The sequence below is a fragment of the Albibacillus kandeliae genome (genome assembly GCF_003116585.1).
Taxonomy (GTDB): Bacteria; Pseudomonadota; Alphaproteobacteria; order Rhodobacterales; family Rhodobacteraceae; genus Albibacillus; species Albibacillus kandeliae.
In genome coordinates this window covers 18,381-31,940 of record NZ_QEHM01000012.1, presented here as the reverse complement: position 1 = coordinate 31,940, position 13,560 = coordinate 18,381, and the positions used below count along the sequence as shown (strand labels likewise).

Genomic DNA, 13,560 nt, shown 5'->3' with positions numbered 1-13,560 from the left:
GGAGAAAGATCATGATCCTGATTCACGACAAGGCCACGCGGGGCCACACCCGCACCGGCTGGCTCGACAGCCATCATACCTTTTCCTTCGGCAGCTTCAGCGACCCGGCGCGCATGGGCTTCGGCAACCTGCGCGTGATCAACGAGGATCACCTGATCCCGAACTCGGGCTTTCCGATGCACCGCCATGAGGACATGGATATCCTGACCCTCGTGCTCGGCGGGCGCATCCGCCACGAGGACAGCGCCGGGAACCGCGCCGAGATTGGCGCGGGCGAGATCCAGCACATGTACGCGGGCGATGGCGTGGAGCATTCCGAGTGGAACGCGTCTGACAGCGAAACGGCTCACGTACTCCAGATCTGGCTGATCCCCGATGCCACCGGGGGCGCGTCCTCCTACGATCAGGCCGAGGTGCCCGAGGGCGGCGATGTCCTGCTGGCAGGGCCCGAGGGCTCGGGCGCGCTGGTGCGGCTGCACTCGGACACCACCCTGCGCCTGCTGCGCGTCGGCGAGGGCGAGACGACCGAACTGGTGGCCCGCGAGGGCGAGCAGGTCTTTGCGCAGATCATCGACGGCCTCGCCCATGCCGAGGGCGAAAGGGTCAGCGCCGGGGACGGGCTGCAACTTGCCATGGGCGAGGAAACCCGGCTCGACTGGAACACCGAGGGGTCGGTGCTGCTCTTCACCATGCCGACCCGCCGCCGCGCCCGGGTCAACTGAGCGCGAGATGACCGGAGCGGGCCCCCGTGGCCCGCGCCACCCAGCCCCATAGCTCAACAGGAGGTCGCCATGACCGAGGTCATCATCACCCGCACCGACACCGACTCCAAGGCGCGCTATGCCGCCCGGGTCGAGGGCATCGCCGAAGAAGGCGAACTGACGATTTCCAAGGTCTCGCCCACCCTGATCATTGCCGATCACACGCTCGCCCCCGATAGTATGCGCGGCATGGGCGTGGCGCGACAGCTGGTCGACCGGCTGATCGCCGATGCGCGGGCCGCGGGCCAGCGGATCGTGCCACTGTGTCCCTATGTGCGGGCGCAGGCCGAGAAGCATCGTGAGGACTGGGCCGACGTCATCCAGTGGTGACATGACCCCGTCAGACAAGGCTGACCCACGGAGGATCCGAGAATGAGCTGGAACCCGACATTCGACCCCGATTGCCCCGACGCGGGCAACCTCGACAGCATCGAGACACTGATCATCCCGCGCGCCCGCGATCTCGGCGGGTTCGAAGTCCGCCGGGCGCTGCCGTCCTCCGCGCGCCAGATGGTCGGACCCTTCATCTTCTTCGACCAGATGGGCCCGGCGGAGTTCATCACCGAGGGTGGCATCGACGTGCGTCCGCACCCCCACATCGGGCTGGGAACGGTCACCTACCTCTACCAGGGCGAGTTCGAGCATCGCGACAGCATCGGCACACACCAGATGATCTATCCGGGCGAGGTGAACTGGATGCTGGCGGGCAGGGGGGTGACCCATTCCGAACGGACCAGCGCCGAGACCCGCAAGCACTCCAGCAAGCTGTTCGGGATCCAGACCTGGGTGGCACTGCCCGAGGACCGCGAGGAGATGGCGCCGGACTTCGAGCACCATTCCAGGAATGCGCTGCCCTTCCTCAGCGACAACGGCGCCGAGGCGCGTTTGATCCTTGGCAACGCATGGGGCGAGACCTCTCCGGTGACCATGCAGAGCGAGATCTTCTACGCCGACGTGACCCTCGCGCCGGGCGCGCCGTTTCCCTTGCCCGACAATCACGAGGATCGGGGCCTCTACGTGACCCAGGGTGCCGTCGAGATCGCGGGGGAACGGTTCGAGGCCGGGCGCATGATGGTCTTCCGTCCGGGCGACCGGATCACGGTGGTCGCCGGCCCCGAGGGCGCGCGGCTGATGGCACTCGGAGGCGAGACGCTGAACGGGCCGCGCTATGTCTGGTGGAATTTCGTGTCCTCCTCGCCCGACCGCATCGAGTCGGCCAAGGAGGCGTGGAAGGTTGCTGACTTTGCGGGCGGTCCCTTCCGTCTGCCGCCGGGAGACGAGGCGGAATTCATCCCGATCACGCCCGACATGGACCGCATGAAGATCAAGCGCAAATAGCAGGGCGGCGGGCGCTGCCCGCGCGCCCGGACCCGGCGGGCGTGGCGCTAAGGCGCTGCGCTGCCGGTGAAAAATCACCTGAGTCTGGAAGGCAGTGCCAGCCCGGCACCGTCGGTCCCCGCGCACGTCGGCGGGCTGCCTTCCGGCAGTGTTCCGCCGCCGTCCGGCATAAGCCGCATCTTCACACATGTGAAAGTGGGATACATATTTGGGTTTTCTTTGACAGAAACGGGGTGACGCAGCGAAATCGCCATACCGGAGGGAGTGGAGGCCCGCCGGACGTGGGAGGAGATTTCTATGCGTGGTCTGATGCAGGACCGTCCGCTGCTCATTTCGTCTTTGATCGAGCATGCGAGCCACTATCACCCTGACGCCGAAGTGGTTTCGAAGACCTGCGAAGGTCCGGTGACGCGGCATACCTACCGAGAGATTTCCGAACGGTCCAAGAAGATCGCGCAGGCGCTGCTGGCCCTTGGCGTCAAGCCGGGCGACCGCGTCGCGACGCTGGCGTGGAACACCCACCGCCACCTCGAACTCTACTTCGCCGTCTCCGGCATCGGGGCCGTCCTGCACACGGTGAACCCGCGGCTCTTCCCCGAACAGATCGCTTACATCCTCGATCATGCCGGGGCCCGGGTTCTGATGTTCGACCTGACCTTCGGCGACCTCGTTACCCGGCTGCGCCCCGAACTCACCTGCGCGGAAACCCTGATCGCGATGACGGACGCGGCGCACATGGGCGCCATGCCCGAGGGCAGCCTCTGCTACGAAAGCCTGCTCGCCGCCGAGACGGGCCAATACGCCTGGCCCGAGTTCGACGAGCGCGAGGCCTCCTCGCTCTGCTATACCTCCGGCACCACGGGCAACCCCAAGGGCGTGCTCTATTCGCACCGCTCGACCCTGCTGCACTCGATGATGCTGTGCCAGGTCGACGGGCTGGCCCTGTCGAGCCACGACAGCACGCTGCTCTGCGTCCCGCTGTTCCACGTCAACGGCTGGGGGCTTCCCTATGCCTCGGCCATGTGCGGCGCCAAGCTGGTTCTTCCGGGGCCGCATCTGGACGGCAAGAGCCTCTATGACCTCGCGGCGTCCGAACAGTGCACCTTCTCGCTGGGTGTGCCGACGGTGTGGTTCGGCTTCCTCGACCATATCGAACAGACCCCCGAGGCCCGGCCCGAGGCGCTGAACCTGAAGCGGGTCGTCGTCGGCGGATCGTCGGCTCCGCGCTCGCTGATGCGCCGCCTCGAGGCCATCGGCGTATATGGGTTCCAGGCCTGGGGCATGAGCGAAACGAGCCCGGTCGCGACGGTGGGCAACCTGCTGCCGAAGCACGCCGATCTGGACGCGGAGGCGCGGGCCGAGATGCAATGCGTCGGCGGACGGCCCGTGTTTGGCGTCGAACTGCGCCACCTCGGCGACGAAGGACAGGTGGTGCCGCAGGACGGTACCACGCCGGGCGAGCTGCAGGTGAGGGGGCATTGGGTCACCTCGGGTTACTACGGGCTCGGCACATCCAGCCTCGACGCCGAAGGATGGTTCGACACCGGCGATATCGCGACGCTCGACGGCGACGGCTACGTGCGGATCACTGACCGGGCCAAGGACGTGATCAAATCCGGTGGCGAGTGGATTTCCTCCATCGACCTCGAAAACGCGGCGATGGCACATCCCGACGTGGCCGAAGCGGCGGTGATCGGGCTGTTCCACCCGAAATGGCAGGAGCGCCCCTTGCTGGTTGTCGTTCCGCGCCCCGGGGCCAGGCCCGATCCCAAGGACCTGCGCGAGTTTCTCGCCGGTCACGTCGCGCGCTGGTGGCTGCCCGACGATATCGCCTTCGTCGAGGCCATCCCGCATACCGCTACCGGAAAAATCCAGAAAACCGAACTTCGCAAACAATTTGCCGATCACGTGCTGCCGGAAACGGCCTGACGCGCGCCGGGGAGGACATGATGACTGGTCTGATACTAGACGACGAAGACGGCGGGCTTGCCCTGCTGCGCGAGAGCGTGGCGAGCTTTGCGGCGCGCCATGACGGCCCCTCCACCTTTCGCAACCGGCGGTCGTCCGGCGCGGACATGGACCGCGCAACCTGGACCGCGATGGCCGAGGCCGGTTGGCTGGGGCTGTTGCTGCCGGAGGACCTTGGCGGGCTGGGTCTTGGCCTGCCCGAACAGGCGGTGCTGAGCGAGGCGCTGGGCCGGGCGCTGGTGTCCGAGCCGGTGGCGCAACTGGCGGTTTTTGCCGGAACCCTGCTGACCGAGGCCTCGGAAAGCGCCGAGCGCACGCGGCTGGCCGAGGGGCTGGTCAGCGCCGCCGCCATCGTGGCGCCCGCATGGCAGGGCCGCAACGGTGCCGCGGCGCCGGTCGAGGCGCGGGCGGAGGGCGAGGGTTATGTCCTGAGCGGCACGCTGGAGTTTGTCCCTGCCGCCGGGTCTGCCACCGACTTTCTGGTGCTGGCGCGCGCCGGGCAGGAGGACATGCTGCTGAGCGTTCCTGCCGACGCTGCCGGTCTGTCGCACAGCCTTCATCCCACGTTGGACGGCGCACAACTCGGGACGCTGGTGCTTGACGCCACGCCGGTCGCGGCGGGCAAGGTGCTTGCCGGTGGCAACGCGGTCAGCGCGGCATTGGAAAAGGCGATTGCGGTGACGCGCCTCGCGCTCGCCGCCGAGATGGCGGGTATCGCCACCCGCGCCATCGAGCAGACCGTGGCCTATACCCGCGACCGGGTGCAGTTCGGCCGCGCCATCGCCGCCTTCCAGGTGGTGCAGCACCGGCTGGTCGACATGTGGTCCGACGCCGAGTTCGCCAATGCCTCGGTCGTGAACGCGGTCGAGACCTGCACGGAAGAGGGCGGTCGCGCGGGCGACCTCGCCATTCTCGCCGCCAAGGCGCGGGCTGGTGATGCCGCCGTGACCATCACCCGCCGCGCCATCCACCTGCATGGCGCCATGGGCTTCACCGACGACTGCGACATCGGCCTCTACATGAAGCGCGCGGTGGCACTGAACGCAACCCTGGGCCAGCCCGAAGAGCTGCGCCTGCAATTCGTGGCGCGCGAACGCGCCGCAGCCTGAAAGGACTCCCCATGGAAAACAACCTGGTCAAGACCAAGATCGAGAATCACATCGCGGTCGTCACGCTCGACGCGCCGCCGGTGAACGCCCAGTCCAAGGAGTTCATGGAAGAGCTGATCGCGGTCTTCGACGAACTGAACCACACCAAGGGCGTGCGCTGCGTCGTGCTGACGGGCAACGGCAAGTGCTTCTCGGCCGGGGCCGACATCAAAGGCCGCGCGAAGCAGAGCGAATGGGCGCCGGGCGACATCAACCGCCACCTGCGCCGGGCGCGCGAGGTGGGCTTCGTCATCATGGAGATGAACATTCCGGTCATCGCCGCCGTGAACGGCCCGGCGCTGGGCGCGGGCATGGGGCTGGCGATCTGTTCGGACATCATCGTGGCCTCGACCAAGGCGGTCTTCGGCCTGCCCGAGATCGACATCGGCCTGATGGGCGGCGTGCGCCACACCATGCGCGTGTTCCCCATCGGCCTGACCCGCCGCATGGTGCTGACCGGCTACCGCGTCCCCGCCGAGGAACTCTACCGCCGCGGCCTGATCGAGGCCTGCGTCGAGCCCGAGGAGCTGATGGACACCGCCATGGAGATGGCGCGCAACATGGCCTCCAAGTCGCCGACCGCCATCAAGCTCGCCAAGCGCGCGCTGAACACGGTCGAGACCATGGGCCTGAAGGACGGCTACCGGTTCGAGCAGAACCTGACCGTCGAGATGACCCACCACGCGGACAGCAAGGAGGCGATGGCCGCCTTCCTCGAAAAGCGTCCCGCCGTTTTCTCGGATGAAGTGTGATGCCTGAGCAGCAGGACTGGAATGCCCTCACCGACGAGGACTTCCGGGCGATCTTTCGGGACTGGGTCGAGCAGAACTGCCCGGCCGACCTGCGCTTCATGCGCAAGCAGCGCCCGGTCTTTGACGAGGTGGCGGTCTGGTATCACCGCCTCGCCGACAAGGGCTGGCTGTCGCCGGTCTGGCCGCAGGAATACGGGGGCATGGGCCTCGATGCGGCCAAGCATATCGTCTACGTCGAGGAATGGGCGCGGCTCGGCTGCCCGCGCATTCCCGATCACGGCATCGGCCTGACCGGGCCGCTGCTGATCCGCTACGGAACGCAAGCGCAGAAGGACTTCTTCCTGCCGCGCATCCTGACGGGCGAGCATGTCTGGTGCCAGGGCTACTCCGAACCGAACGCGGGCTCGGACCTTGCCAGCCTCAAGACCTCGGCGGTGCGGGAGGGCGACGACTTCATCGTCAACGGCCAGAAGATCTGGACCACGCTGGCCCATTGCGCCAACTGGATTCTGTTGCTGACCCGCACCAGCAACGACGGGCCGAAGCGGCAGAACGGGATCACCGTGCTGCTGGTCGACATGACCGACCCGGGCGTCACCGTGCGCCCGATCCCGAACCTGCGGCAGGAGACGGACTTCTGCGAGGTCTTCTTCGACAACGTCCGCGTGCCCGCCGCCAATGTGGTGGGCGAGGTCGACCAGGGCTGGGCGCTCGCCAAGGCGGTGCTCGGGCACGAACGCATCTTCCTCGGCGCGCCCTCGCGCCCGGAATACGCGATCAAGCGGCTGGAGCGGCTGGCCGAGGACCGGGGCGCCTTTGACGATCCGGGTTTCGTGGCGCGTTACGCCAGGCTGCGGCTCGACCTCTACGACCTCGGCTCCGCCTTCGAACGTTTCGCGCGGGTGCTGCGGGCCGGGGGCGATCTCGGGCCGGACGTCTCGGTGCTGAAGATCTTCTGCTCCGAGCTCTACCAGCGGATCACCGAGGAAATGCTGACGGTGGCGGGCGAGGAAGCGCGGCTGTGGGATGACCTGCAGACGGCGGAGGGCGAGGTAGACGCGATGAACCTCTACCTCGACAGCCGGGCCCCCGCGATCTTTGGCGGGTCCAACGAAGTCCAGCGCGGAGTGCTGGCCAAGGGAGTTCTGGGACTGCCGTCCTGAGACGGGCAGCCGGGAGGGGAGGAGACATGGCCGAAAACAGGGACTACGCGCTCGAAGCGCGCGGGATCGGCAAGCAGTTCGGAGCGTTCTGGGCGGTCAAGGACGTGGATCTGAAGATCCCGCAGGGGTCGATCCACGCGCTGATCGGGCCGAACGGGGCAGGCAAGACCACCTGCTTCAACCTGCTGACCAAGACGCTGCAACCTTCCACCGGGCAGATCCTGCTGAACGGCGAGGACATCTCGGCACTGCGCACCAGCGAGGTGGCGCGGCGCGGGATGGTGCGGTCGTTCCAGATCTCGGCCACCTTCACCGACATGACGGTGCTGGAGAACGTGCGCGTCGCGCTGCAATCCAAGCACGGCCATGCCTACCGTTTCTGGAGCCCGATCTCGTCGATCTACAACCTCGACGCGCGGGCGATGGAGCTGCTGGCCGACGTGGGGCTCGCCGACGTGCCCCACCTGAAGGCCGCCGAACTGTCCTACGGGCGCAAGCGGGCGCTCGAGATCGCCACCACGCTGGCGCTGGATCCCAAGGTCATGCTGCTGGACGAACCGACGGCGGGCATGGGGCACGAGGATATCGAACCGATCACGCAGCTGATCCGCAAGGTCTCGGCCGGGCGGACCATCGTCATCGTGGAGCACAACCTCTCGGTCGTCTCGACCCTGTCGGACCGGATCACGGTGCTGCAGGGCGGGCAGGTCCTGATGGAGGGCACCTATGGCGAGGTCTCGTCCGACGAACGGGTGATCGCCGCCTACATGGGAGGGGTAGAGGATGCTTGACGATACCACGGCACCACTGCTGGAGGTCAGGGACCTGCGCGCTTGGTACGCCGAGAGCCAGGCGCTGCAGGGGGTCACCTTCGACGTCCGCCCCGGCGAACTGGTTACCCTGATCGGGCGCAACGGCGCGGGCAAGACCACGACGCTGCGGTCGATCATGGGCATCGTCAAGAACCGCAAGGGCTCGATCCGCTTCGAGGGGAACGAGCTGATTGGTCGCCGCACCTTTCAGATCGCCCGGCTGGGGCTGGCCTATTGCCCGGAGGAGCGGGGCATCTTCTCGTCCCTCTCGGTGCGCGAGAACCTGACCCTGCCGCCCCACCTGAAATCCGGCGGGATGAGCGACGAGGAACTGCTCAAGGCCTTTCCCAACCTGCGCGCCCGGGCCGGGTCGCGGGGCACCAGCCTGTCAGGCGGCGAGCAGCAGATGCTGGCCATCGCCCGCATCCTGCGCAACGGCTGCCGCTTCCTCCTGCTCGACGAACCCAGCGAGGGCCTCGCCCCGGTGATCGTCAAGGAGATCGGGGCCCAACTGCGCCGGCTCAAGGCGCAGGGCTACACCATCCTGTTGGTCGAGCAGAACCTGAACTTTGCCCGTTCGGTCGCCGACCGGCACGTGGTGATCGAGCACGGGGCGGTCGTGGACCAGCTCAGCAACGAAGACCTCGCGGCCGACATGGACCGCGTCAAGACCTACCTGGGAGTGTGACAATGTTCGACGGCATCACGCCCCAGCTCCTGTTCGGGCAGCTACTGATCGGGGTCATCAACGGCTCGTTCTACGCCATGCTCGCCATGGGGCTGGCGATCATCTTCGGCCTCATGCACGTGGTGAACTTTGCGCACGGGGCCCAGTACATGCTGGGCGCCTTCGTGGCCTGGCTCCTGCTCAGCACCTTCGGCGTTCCCTACTGGGGCGCCCTGATCCTCGCCCCGTTGGTGGTGGCGATCTTCGGCATCGCGATGGAGCGATTGATCCTGAAACCGATTGCCAACCTCGATCACCTCTACTCGCTGTTGGTCACCTACGCCGCGACGCTGGTGATCGAGGGGCTGATCCGCCAGCAATACGGTTCCACCGGGCTGCCCTACAGCTCGCCGCTGCCGGGGGGCGTGAACCTCGGGTTCATGTTCATGCCGTGGTATCGGCTCTGGGTCGTCGTGTTCTCGGTCGTGACCTGCCTCGCGACCTGGCTGCTGATCGAGCATACCAAGCTGGGCGCCTACCTGCGCGCGGCCAATGAATCGCCCGAGGTGGTCGAGAGCTTTGGCATCAACGTGCCGCGCATGATGACCCTGACCTACGGGTTCGGGGTCGGTCTCGCCGGGCTCTCCGGTGTGCTGGCCGCGCCGATCTATCAGGTCTCGCCCTCGATGGGGTCGAGCCTGATGATCACCATCTTTGCCGTCGTCGTGATCGGCGGGATGGGCTCGATCGCGGGTGCCATCCTGACCGGCTACACCCTCGGCATCGTCGAGGGGCTGACCAAAGTGTTCTACCCCGAGGCCGCCAACCTTGTGATCTTCTTCATAATGCTGCTGGCCCTGATCTTCCGCCCGAGCGGGCTGTTTTCCGGAACGGAGAAATCCTGATGCGCTGGGCCCTGATCCTGATCGCCGCCGTCGTCGCGCTGGCTCTGCCGTTCTTCGTCTATCCCGTGCTGTTGATGTCGATCCTCTGCTTCGTCGTCTTCGCCACGTCGTTCAACCTGCTGCTGGGGTACGTCGGCCTGCTCTGCTTCGGACAGGCCATGTTCCTCGGGCTCTCCGCCTACGTGACCGGCTACGTGCTCAAGACCACCGGGGTTTCGCTCGAACTGGGCATTCTCGCCGGGGCGCTGGTCTCGGCCGTGCTGGGCGCCTTTGTCGGCTTCGTCGCGGTGCGCCGGTCGGGCATCCAGTTCGCGATGATCACCTTCGCCTTCGCGCAGTTCGTCTATTTTGCCCTGCTGCGCGCGGAGTTCACCGGCGGCGAGAACGGGATGCAGGGCATTCCGCGCTCCAAGCTGTTCGGGGTGATCGACGCGTCGGACAGCTTCAGCTTCTACTACGTGATCCTCGCGATCACGGTGCTGGCGATCCTGTTCTGCTACCGTGTCATACATTCGCCCTTCGGCGAGATCCTCCGCGCCATCCGCGACAAGGAGGATCGCGTGGAATCCCTCGGCTTCCGGCCCGAGCGCTTCAAGATCATGGCGATGACCATCTCGGCCTTCGTCGCCGGTCTCGCGGGCGGGATGAAGGCGACGGTGTTCCAGTTCGCCACCCTGACCGACGTCAGCTGGACCGTTTCGGGCGAGGTGATCCTGATGACCCTGCTCGGCGGGCTCGGCACCCTGTCGGGGCCGATGGTCGGCGCGGCCATCGTCATCGCGATGAACGACGAACTCGCCAAGTTCGGCGAATGGGCCCTGATCGCGCAGGGCGTCATCCTGATCCTCGTGATCCTCTTCTTCCGCCGGGGCGTGGTGGGAGAGGCAGGCGCCCTGATCCGGCGCCTGCGCGAGCGCAAGGCAGACTAGGCGGGTGCCGGCGGTGCGCTCAGAGCTCGATCTGGACCGGCTGGTCGAAATCGGGGTCCGTGCGCACCGAGCGGACCGCCTTGCGCAGGGCCTGAAGGTACCTGTCGTGGTTCTTGCGGAACCGGTCGGCCACCCCGCCGATGGCCAGCACGATGGGCTGCCCCTGAACCAGCACCGGCAGCATCATGGCGAAGGTCGCGCCGCCGTCGAAGGGGATGTTCTCGACATAGCCGTAGCCCTGCCGCCTGATTTCCTCGACCTTCTCGACGACGTCCGCCAGCTTGACCCGGTCGCCCGTGCGCGAGGTCGCGATATTGGCGCGGCGCACGGTGTTCTCCAGCTTGTCGGCAGGCAGCGTCGCCAGCAGCACCAACCCGGCCACGGACTGGGTGATCGGCCGGATGGTGCTCTCCTCGATGTGGAACCGCAGCGCGTGGATCGAGGGCATTGTCTGGATGTACTGCAGGTAGACATCGTTCTTGGCCCCGAGGAACACGCCCTCGCCGGTGGCGGCATGGACGTCCTTCATCGCGTCCAGCACCTGCCCGGAGCCGAACAGGGTGCGCGGGATCCATTCCCCGAGTCCGGTGACCTTGGTGGTCGGGAAGTACACCCGCGCGCGCCGCTCGTAGTTGAGGTAGCCGAGCTTCACCAGCGTCTTCAGCAGCACGGTGGAGCTGGAGAGGGGATACCCGAGGGCCGTGGCGATCTCGGACATCGAGCGCGGTTGGCGCGAGAGCCGGAAATACTCAAGGATCTCAAAGGCCCTGGCCGCGGATTTCACCTTGTCGTCGCTCATCGGCCTCCCTCCATAAGCTTTTTCAGAGATGTGAAACTTGCCTACATATACCGAAAAAAGTTTGTTTGCACAGCGCGACGTGACACACTCCGGCTACAGCGCCGCGAGGGGATCCGTTCAGAGGAGAACGGGAGTCGCGGCCGGAGGAGAACAGGGGCCGTCCCGCCATTCGGGACACCCCGCCGGATAACCGGATCACTGACTGTCGAAGACAAACCGGCTGTGCGCGGAGGTGTCCGCACGCGCCGGCAAGGGAGGAATCATGGGCGGACGTCTGCAAGGTAAGGTCGCATTGGTCACGGGCGGCGGGCGCGGCATCGGTCGCGCAATCTGCGAGGCCTATGCCCGCGAAGGCGCGGCCATCGGCGTGCTGGATCTGCGCCTCGACGTGGCTGAACCCGCCGCCGAGGCGATCCGCGCTGCAGGCGGCAAGGCCATCGCCATTGCCGGTAACGTTGCCAACCGCGACGAGGTCTTTGCCGCCGCCGAGACGCTGAAAGAGGCGTTCGGCCCGGTCACCCTGCTGGTCAACAACGCCATGTGGAACCGCTACGGCCCGCTCGAAGAGCAGGACGAGACCGCCATCGGCCGGATGATCGACGTGGGCTTCAAGGGCGTGATCTGGGGCTACCAGGCGGTGCTGCCGCAGATGCGCGAAGCAGGCGAGGGGGCCATCGTCAACATCGCCTCGCCCTCGGCCGTGATCGCGATGAAACACGGCATCATGTACAGCGCCATCAAGGCCGCCGTCGCCGCCGCGACCCGTTCGGGCGCAGCCGAGTTCGGCCCCGACAACATCCGCGTCAATGCCATTGCCCCGGGCCCGACCCAGACCGACGGCGCCATGCGCGTGGTCACCGAGGACGGCTGGGAACGGCGCCGCGAGCGCGTGCCGATCCGCCGTCTCGGCCAACCCGAAGACATGGCCAACGCGGCCGTGTTCCTTGCCTCGGACGAGGCGTCATTCGTCACCGGCGACATGCTCTTTGTCGACGGAGGCATCACCTACGCGTTCTCGTGACGCGGGGATAACGGGGCGGCCGGAGGAGGCCGTCTCCATTCAAGGGAGGAAGTCATGAACTACATCAGGAAGTCCGGCTGCCTGGCCAGCCTGCTTGCCGCCACCGCGCTCGTCGCGCCCCAGGCCCATGCCGACATCTCGGACGGGGTGATCCGGATCGGCGTGATGAACGACCAGTCCGGTCCCTATGCCGACAACTGCGGCGCCGGCTCGGTCACCTCGGTCAAGCTCGCCATCGAGGACCACGGCGGCTCGATCAACGGGGTGCCGGTCGAGGTCGTCATCGCCGACGACCAGAACAAGCCCGACATCGGCGTCGCCCAGGCCCTCAAATGGGTCGAGAGCGAAGGCGTCGATGCCATCGTGGGCTGCTCCGCCTCCTCCATCGCGCTGGCCGTGCAGGACGTGATGAAAGAGCACGAAAAGCCCTACCTGATCGCGGGCACCGCGACCTCGGACACCACCAACTCCAAGTGCTCGCCGATGGGCACCAACTGGGCTTACGACACCTATACGCTCGCCAAGGGCTCGGTGATGGCGCAGCTCGCCCAGGGGCTCGACACCTGGTATTTCATCACCGTCGACTACACCTTCGGCAAGCAGTGGCAGGAGGACGCCACCCGCTTCATCGAGGAGAACGGCGGCAAGGTTCTGGGCTCGGTCCTGCACCCGCTGGGCGCCAACGATTTCTCGTCGCAGCTGCTGCAGGCACAGGCCAGCGGGGCAAAGGTGATCGGTATCGCCAACGCCGGGTCTGACCTCGCCAACGTCATCAAACAGGCCCGCGAGTTCGGGATCGCCGAGGCCGGGCAGAAGCTCGCGCCGCTGGGGATGCAGGTGAACAACGTTCACGGCATCGGCCTCGAAGCGATGCAGGGGCTGATCGCCTCGGCGCCCGCCTACTGGGACGAGAACGACGAAACCCGCGCCTTTACCAAGCGTTACGAGGCGGTAATGGGCAGCGACCGTCGCCCGAACGAGTCCCAGACCGTGACCTACTCGGCGGTGAACCACTACCTCAAGGCCATCGAGGCCGCAGGTTCCGACGCCGGGCCGGACGTGATGGCCAGCATGCGCTCCATGCCGGTGAATGACCTGTTCACCAAGGATGCCGAGATCCGCGCCGACGGTGTGGTGATGCGGGACATGCTGCAGGTGCAGGTCAAGACGCCGAGCGAAAGCCAGTACGACTGGGATTACTACAAGATCCTCGGGACACTCCCGGCCGAGGATGTGTGGCGGCCCGCCTCGGAAAGCCAGTGTCCGCTGCTGACCGAGTGACGCCGTGACTGCGCGG

Annotated in this window: 14 protein-coding genes; 13 read left to right on the top strand and 1 reads right to left on the bottom strand. The window is 66.6% G+C overall.

Annotated features, from left to right (window positions below; genetic code table 11):
- Positions 1–11 precede the first annotated feature (11 nt).
- From DDT93_RS23280 to DDT93_RS23230, 11 genes are all read left to right on the top strand, one after another.
- Positions 12–722 (top strand): pirin family protein, encoded by a 711-nt coding sequence (locus DDT93_RS23280; RefSeq protein WP_109468315.1) that lies wholly within the window; start codon positions 12–14, stop codon positions 720–722.
- A gap of 69 nt (positions 723–791) precedes the next feature.
- Positions 792–1,091 carry a GNAT family N-acetyltransferase gene (locus tag DDT93_RS23275; protein WP_109468314.1) on the top strand — a complete coding sequence of 100 codons (300 nt, stop codon included), beginning with the start codon at positions 792–794 and terminating at the stop codon, positions 1,089–1,091.
- Between the two features lie 42 nt (positions 1,092–1,133).
- On the top strand, positions 1,134–2,099 hold the full coding sequence (locus tag DDT93_RS23270; protein ID WP_109468313.1) for a pirin family protein: 966 nt from the start codon (positions 1,134–1,136) through the stop codon (positions 2,097–2,099).
- Positions 2,100–2,396: 297 nt separating this feature from the next.
- Positions 2,397–4,028, top strand: a complete 1,632-nt coding sequence (locus DDT93_RS23265; RefSeq protein ID WP_109468312.1) for a long-chain fatty acid--CoA ligase — start codon at positions 2,397–2,399, stop codon at positions 4,026–4,028.
- A 20-nt stretch (positions 4,029–4,048) separates the two neighbouring features.
- Entirely contained in the window at positions 4,049–5,176 is a 1,128-nt protein-coding gene (locus DDT93_RS23260; protein WP_109468428.1) for an acyl-CoA dehydrogenase family protein, read from the top strand.
- 11 nt (positions 5,177–5,187) lie between these two features.
- Entirely contained in the window at positions 5,188–5,967 is a 780-nt protein-coding gene (locus DDT93_RS23255; protein WP_109468311.1) for an enoyl-CoA hydratase/isomerase family protein, read from the top strand.
- Positions 5,967–7,130 (top strand): acyl-CoA dehydrogenase family protein, encoded by a 1,164-nt coding sequence (locus tag DDT93_RS23250; protein WP_109468310.1) that lies wholly within the window; start codon positions 5,967–5,969, stop codon positions 7,128–7,130. Before DDT93_RS23255 ends, DDT93_RS23250 begins: the two co-directional genes overlap by 1 nt.
- 26 nt (positions 7,131–7,156) lie before the next feature.
- Positions 7,157–7,921 carry an ABC transporter ATP-binding protein gene (locus DDT93_RS23245; protein ID WP_109468309.1) on the top strand — a complete coding sequence of 255 codons (765 nt, stop codon included), beginning with the start codon at positions 7,157–7,159 and terminating at the stop codon, positions 7,919–7,921.
- Positions 7,914–8,630: an ABC transporter ATP-binding protein gene (locus DDT93_RS23240; RefSeq protein ID WP_109468308.1), complete on the top strand. Its 717-nt coding sequence runs from the start codon at positions 7,914–7,916 to the stop codon at positions 8,628–8,630. The genes DDT93_RS23245 and DDT93_RS23240 overlap by 8 nt, the downstream gene beginning before the upstream one ends.
- A gap of 2 nt (positions 8,631–8,632) precedes the next feature.
- Positions 8,633–9,514 (top strand): branched-chain amino acid ABC transporter permease, encoded by an 882-nt coding sequence (locus DDT93_RS23235; RefSeq protein ID WP_109468307.1) that lies wholly within the window; start codon positions 8,633–8,635, stop codon positions 9,512–9,514.
- On the top strand, positions 9,514–10,443 hold the full coding sequence (locus DDT93_RS23230) for a branched-chain amino acid ABC transporter permease (RefSeq protein ID WP_109468306.1): 930 nt from the start codon (positions 9,514–9,516) through the stop codon (positions 10,441–10,443). Before DDT93_RS23235 ends, DDT93_RS23230 begins: the two co-directional genes overlap by 1 nt.
- A 19-nt stretch (positions 10,444–10,462) precedes the next feature.
- Here the strand turns inward: DDT93_RS23230 and DDT93_RS23225 are convergent, their stop codons facing one another.
- The gene (locus DDT93_RS23225; RefSeq protein ID WP_109468305.1) at positions 10,463–11,242 is read right to left on the bottom strand and encodes an IclR family transcriptional regulator; all 780 of its coding nucleotides are present in this window, start codon (positions 11,240–11,242) and stop codon (positions 10,463–10,465) included.
- A 262-nt stretch (positions 11,243–11,504) separates the two neighbouring features.
- Between DDT93_RS23225 and DDT93_RS23220 the strand changes: the two genes are divergently transcribed.
- Together DDT93_RS23220 and DDT93_RS23215 are read left to right on the top strand one after the other, a co-directional pair.
- Positions 11,505–12,263 carry an SDR family NAD(P)-dependent oxidoreductase gene (locus tag DDT93_RS23220; protein WP_109468304.1) on the top strand — a complete coding sequence of 253 codons (759 nt, stop codon included), beginning with the start codon at positions 11,505–11,507 and terminating at the stop codon, positions 12,261–12,263.
- 54 nt (positions 12,264–12,317) lie between these two features.
- On the top strand, positions 12,318–13,544 hold the full coding sequence (locus DDT93_RS23215) for an ABC transporter substrate-binding protein (RefSeq protein WP_109468303.1): 1,227 nt from the start codon (positions 12,318–12,320) through the stop codon (positions 13,542–13,544).
- Positions 13,545–13,560 lie beyond the last annotated feature (16 nt).

Bases quoted from the DNA above. Each gene is read 5' to 3' on its own strand.
- DDT93_RS23280 (WP_109468315.1), top strand. From the start codon at position 12: ATGATCCTGATTCACGACAAGGCCACGCGGGGCCACACCCGCACCGGC.
- DDT93_RS23275 (WP_109468314.1), top strand. From the start codon at position 792: ATGACCGAGGTCATCATCACCCGCACCGACACCGACTCCAAGGCGCGC.
- DDT93_RS23270 (WP_109468313.1), top strand. From the start codon at position 1,134: ATGAGCTGGAACCCGACATTCGACCCCGATTGCCCCGACGCGGGCAAC.
- DDT93_RS23265 (WP_109468312.1), top strand. From the start codon at position 2,397: ATGCGTGGTCTGATGCAGGACCGTCCGCTGCTCATTTCGTCTTTGATC.
- DDT93_RS23260 (WP_109468428.1), top strand. From the start codon at position 4,049: ATGACTGGTCTGATACTAGACGACGAAGACGGCGGGCTTGCCCTGCTG.
- DDT93_RS23255 (WP_109468311.1), top strand. From the start codon at position 5,188: ATGGAAAACAACCTGGTCAAGACCAAGATCGAGAATCACATCGCGGTC.
- DDT93_RS23250 (WP_109468310.1), top strand. From the start codon at position 5,967: ATGCCTGAGCAGCAGGACTGGAATGCCCTCACCGACGAGGACTTCCGG.
- DDT93_RS23245 (WP_109468309.1), top strand. From the start codon at position 7,157: ATGGCCGAAAACAGGGACTACGCGCTCGAAGCGCGCGGGATCGGCAAG.
- DDT93_RS23240 (WP_109468308.1), top strand. From the start codon at position 7,914: ATGCTTGACGATACCACGGCACCACTGCTGGAGGTCAGGGACCTGCGC.
- DDT93_RS23235 (WP_109468307.1), top strand. From the start codon at position 8,633: ATGTTCGACGGCATCACGCCCCAGCTCCTGTTCGGGCAGCTACTGATC.
- DDT93_RS23230 (WP_109468306.1), top strand. From the start codon at position 9,514: ATGCGCTGGGCCCTGATCCTGATCGCCGCCGTCGTCGCGCTGGCTCTG.
- DDT93_RS23225 (WP_109468305.1), bottom strand. From the start codon at position 11,242: ATGAGCGACGACAAGGTGAAATCCGCGGCCAGGGCCTTTGAGATCCTT.
- DDT93_RS23220 (WP_109468304.1), top strand. From the start codon at position 11,505: ATGGGCGGACGTCTGCAAGGTAAGGTCGCATTGGTCACGGGCGGCGGG.
- DDT93_RS23215 (WP_109468303.1), top strand. From the start codon at position 12,318: ATGAACTACATCAGGAAGTCCGGCTGCCTGGCCAGCCTGCTTGCCGCC.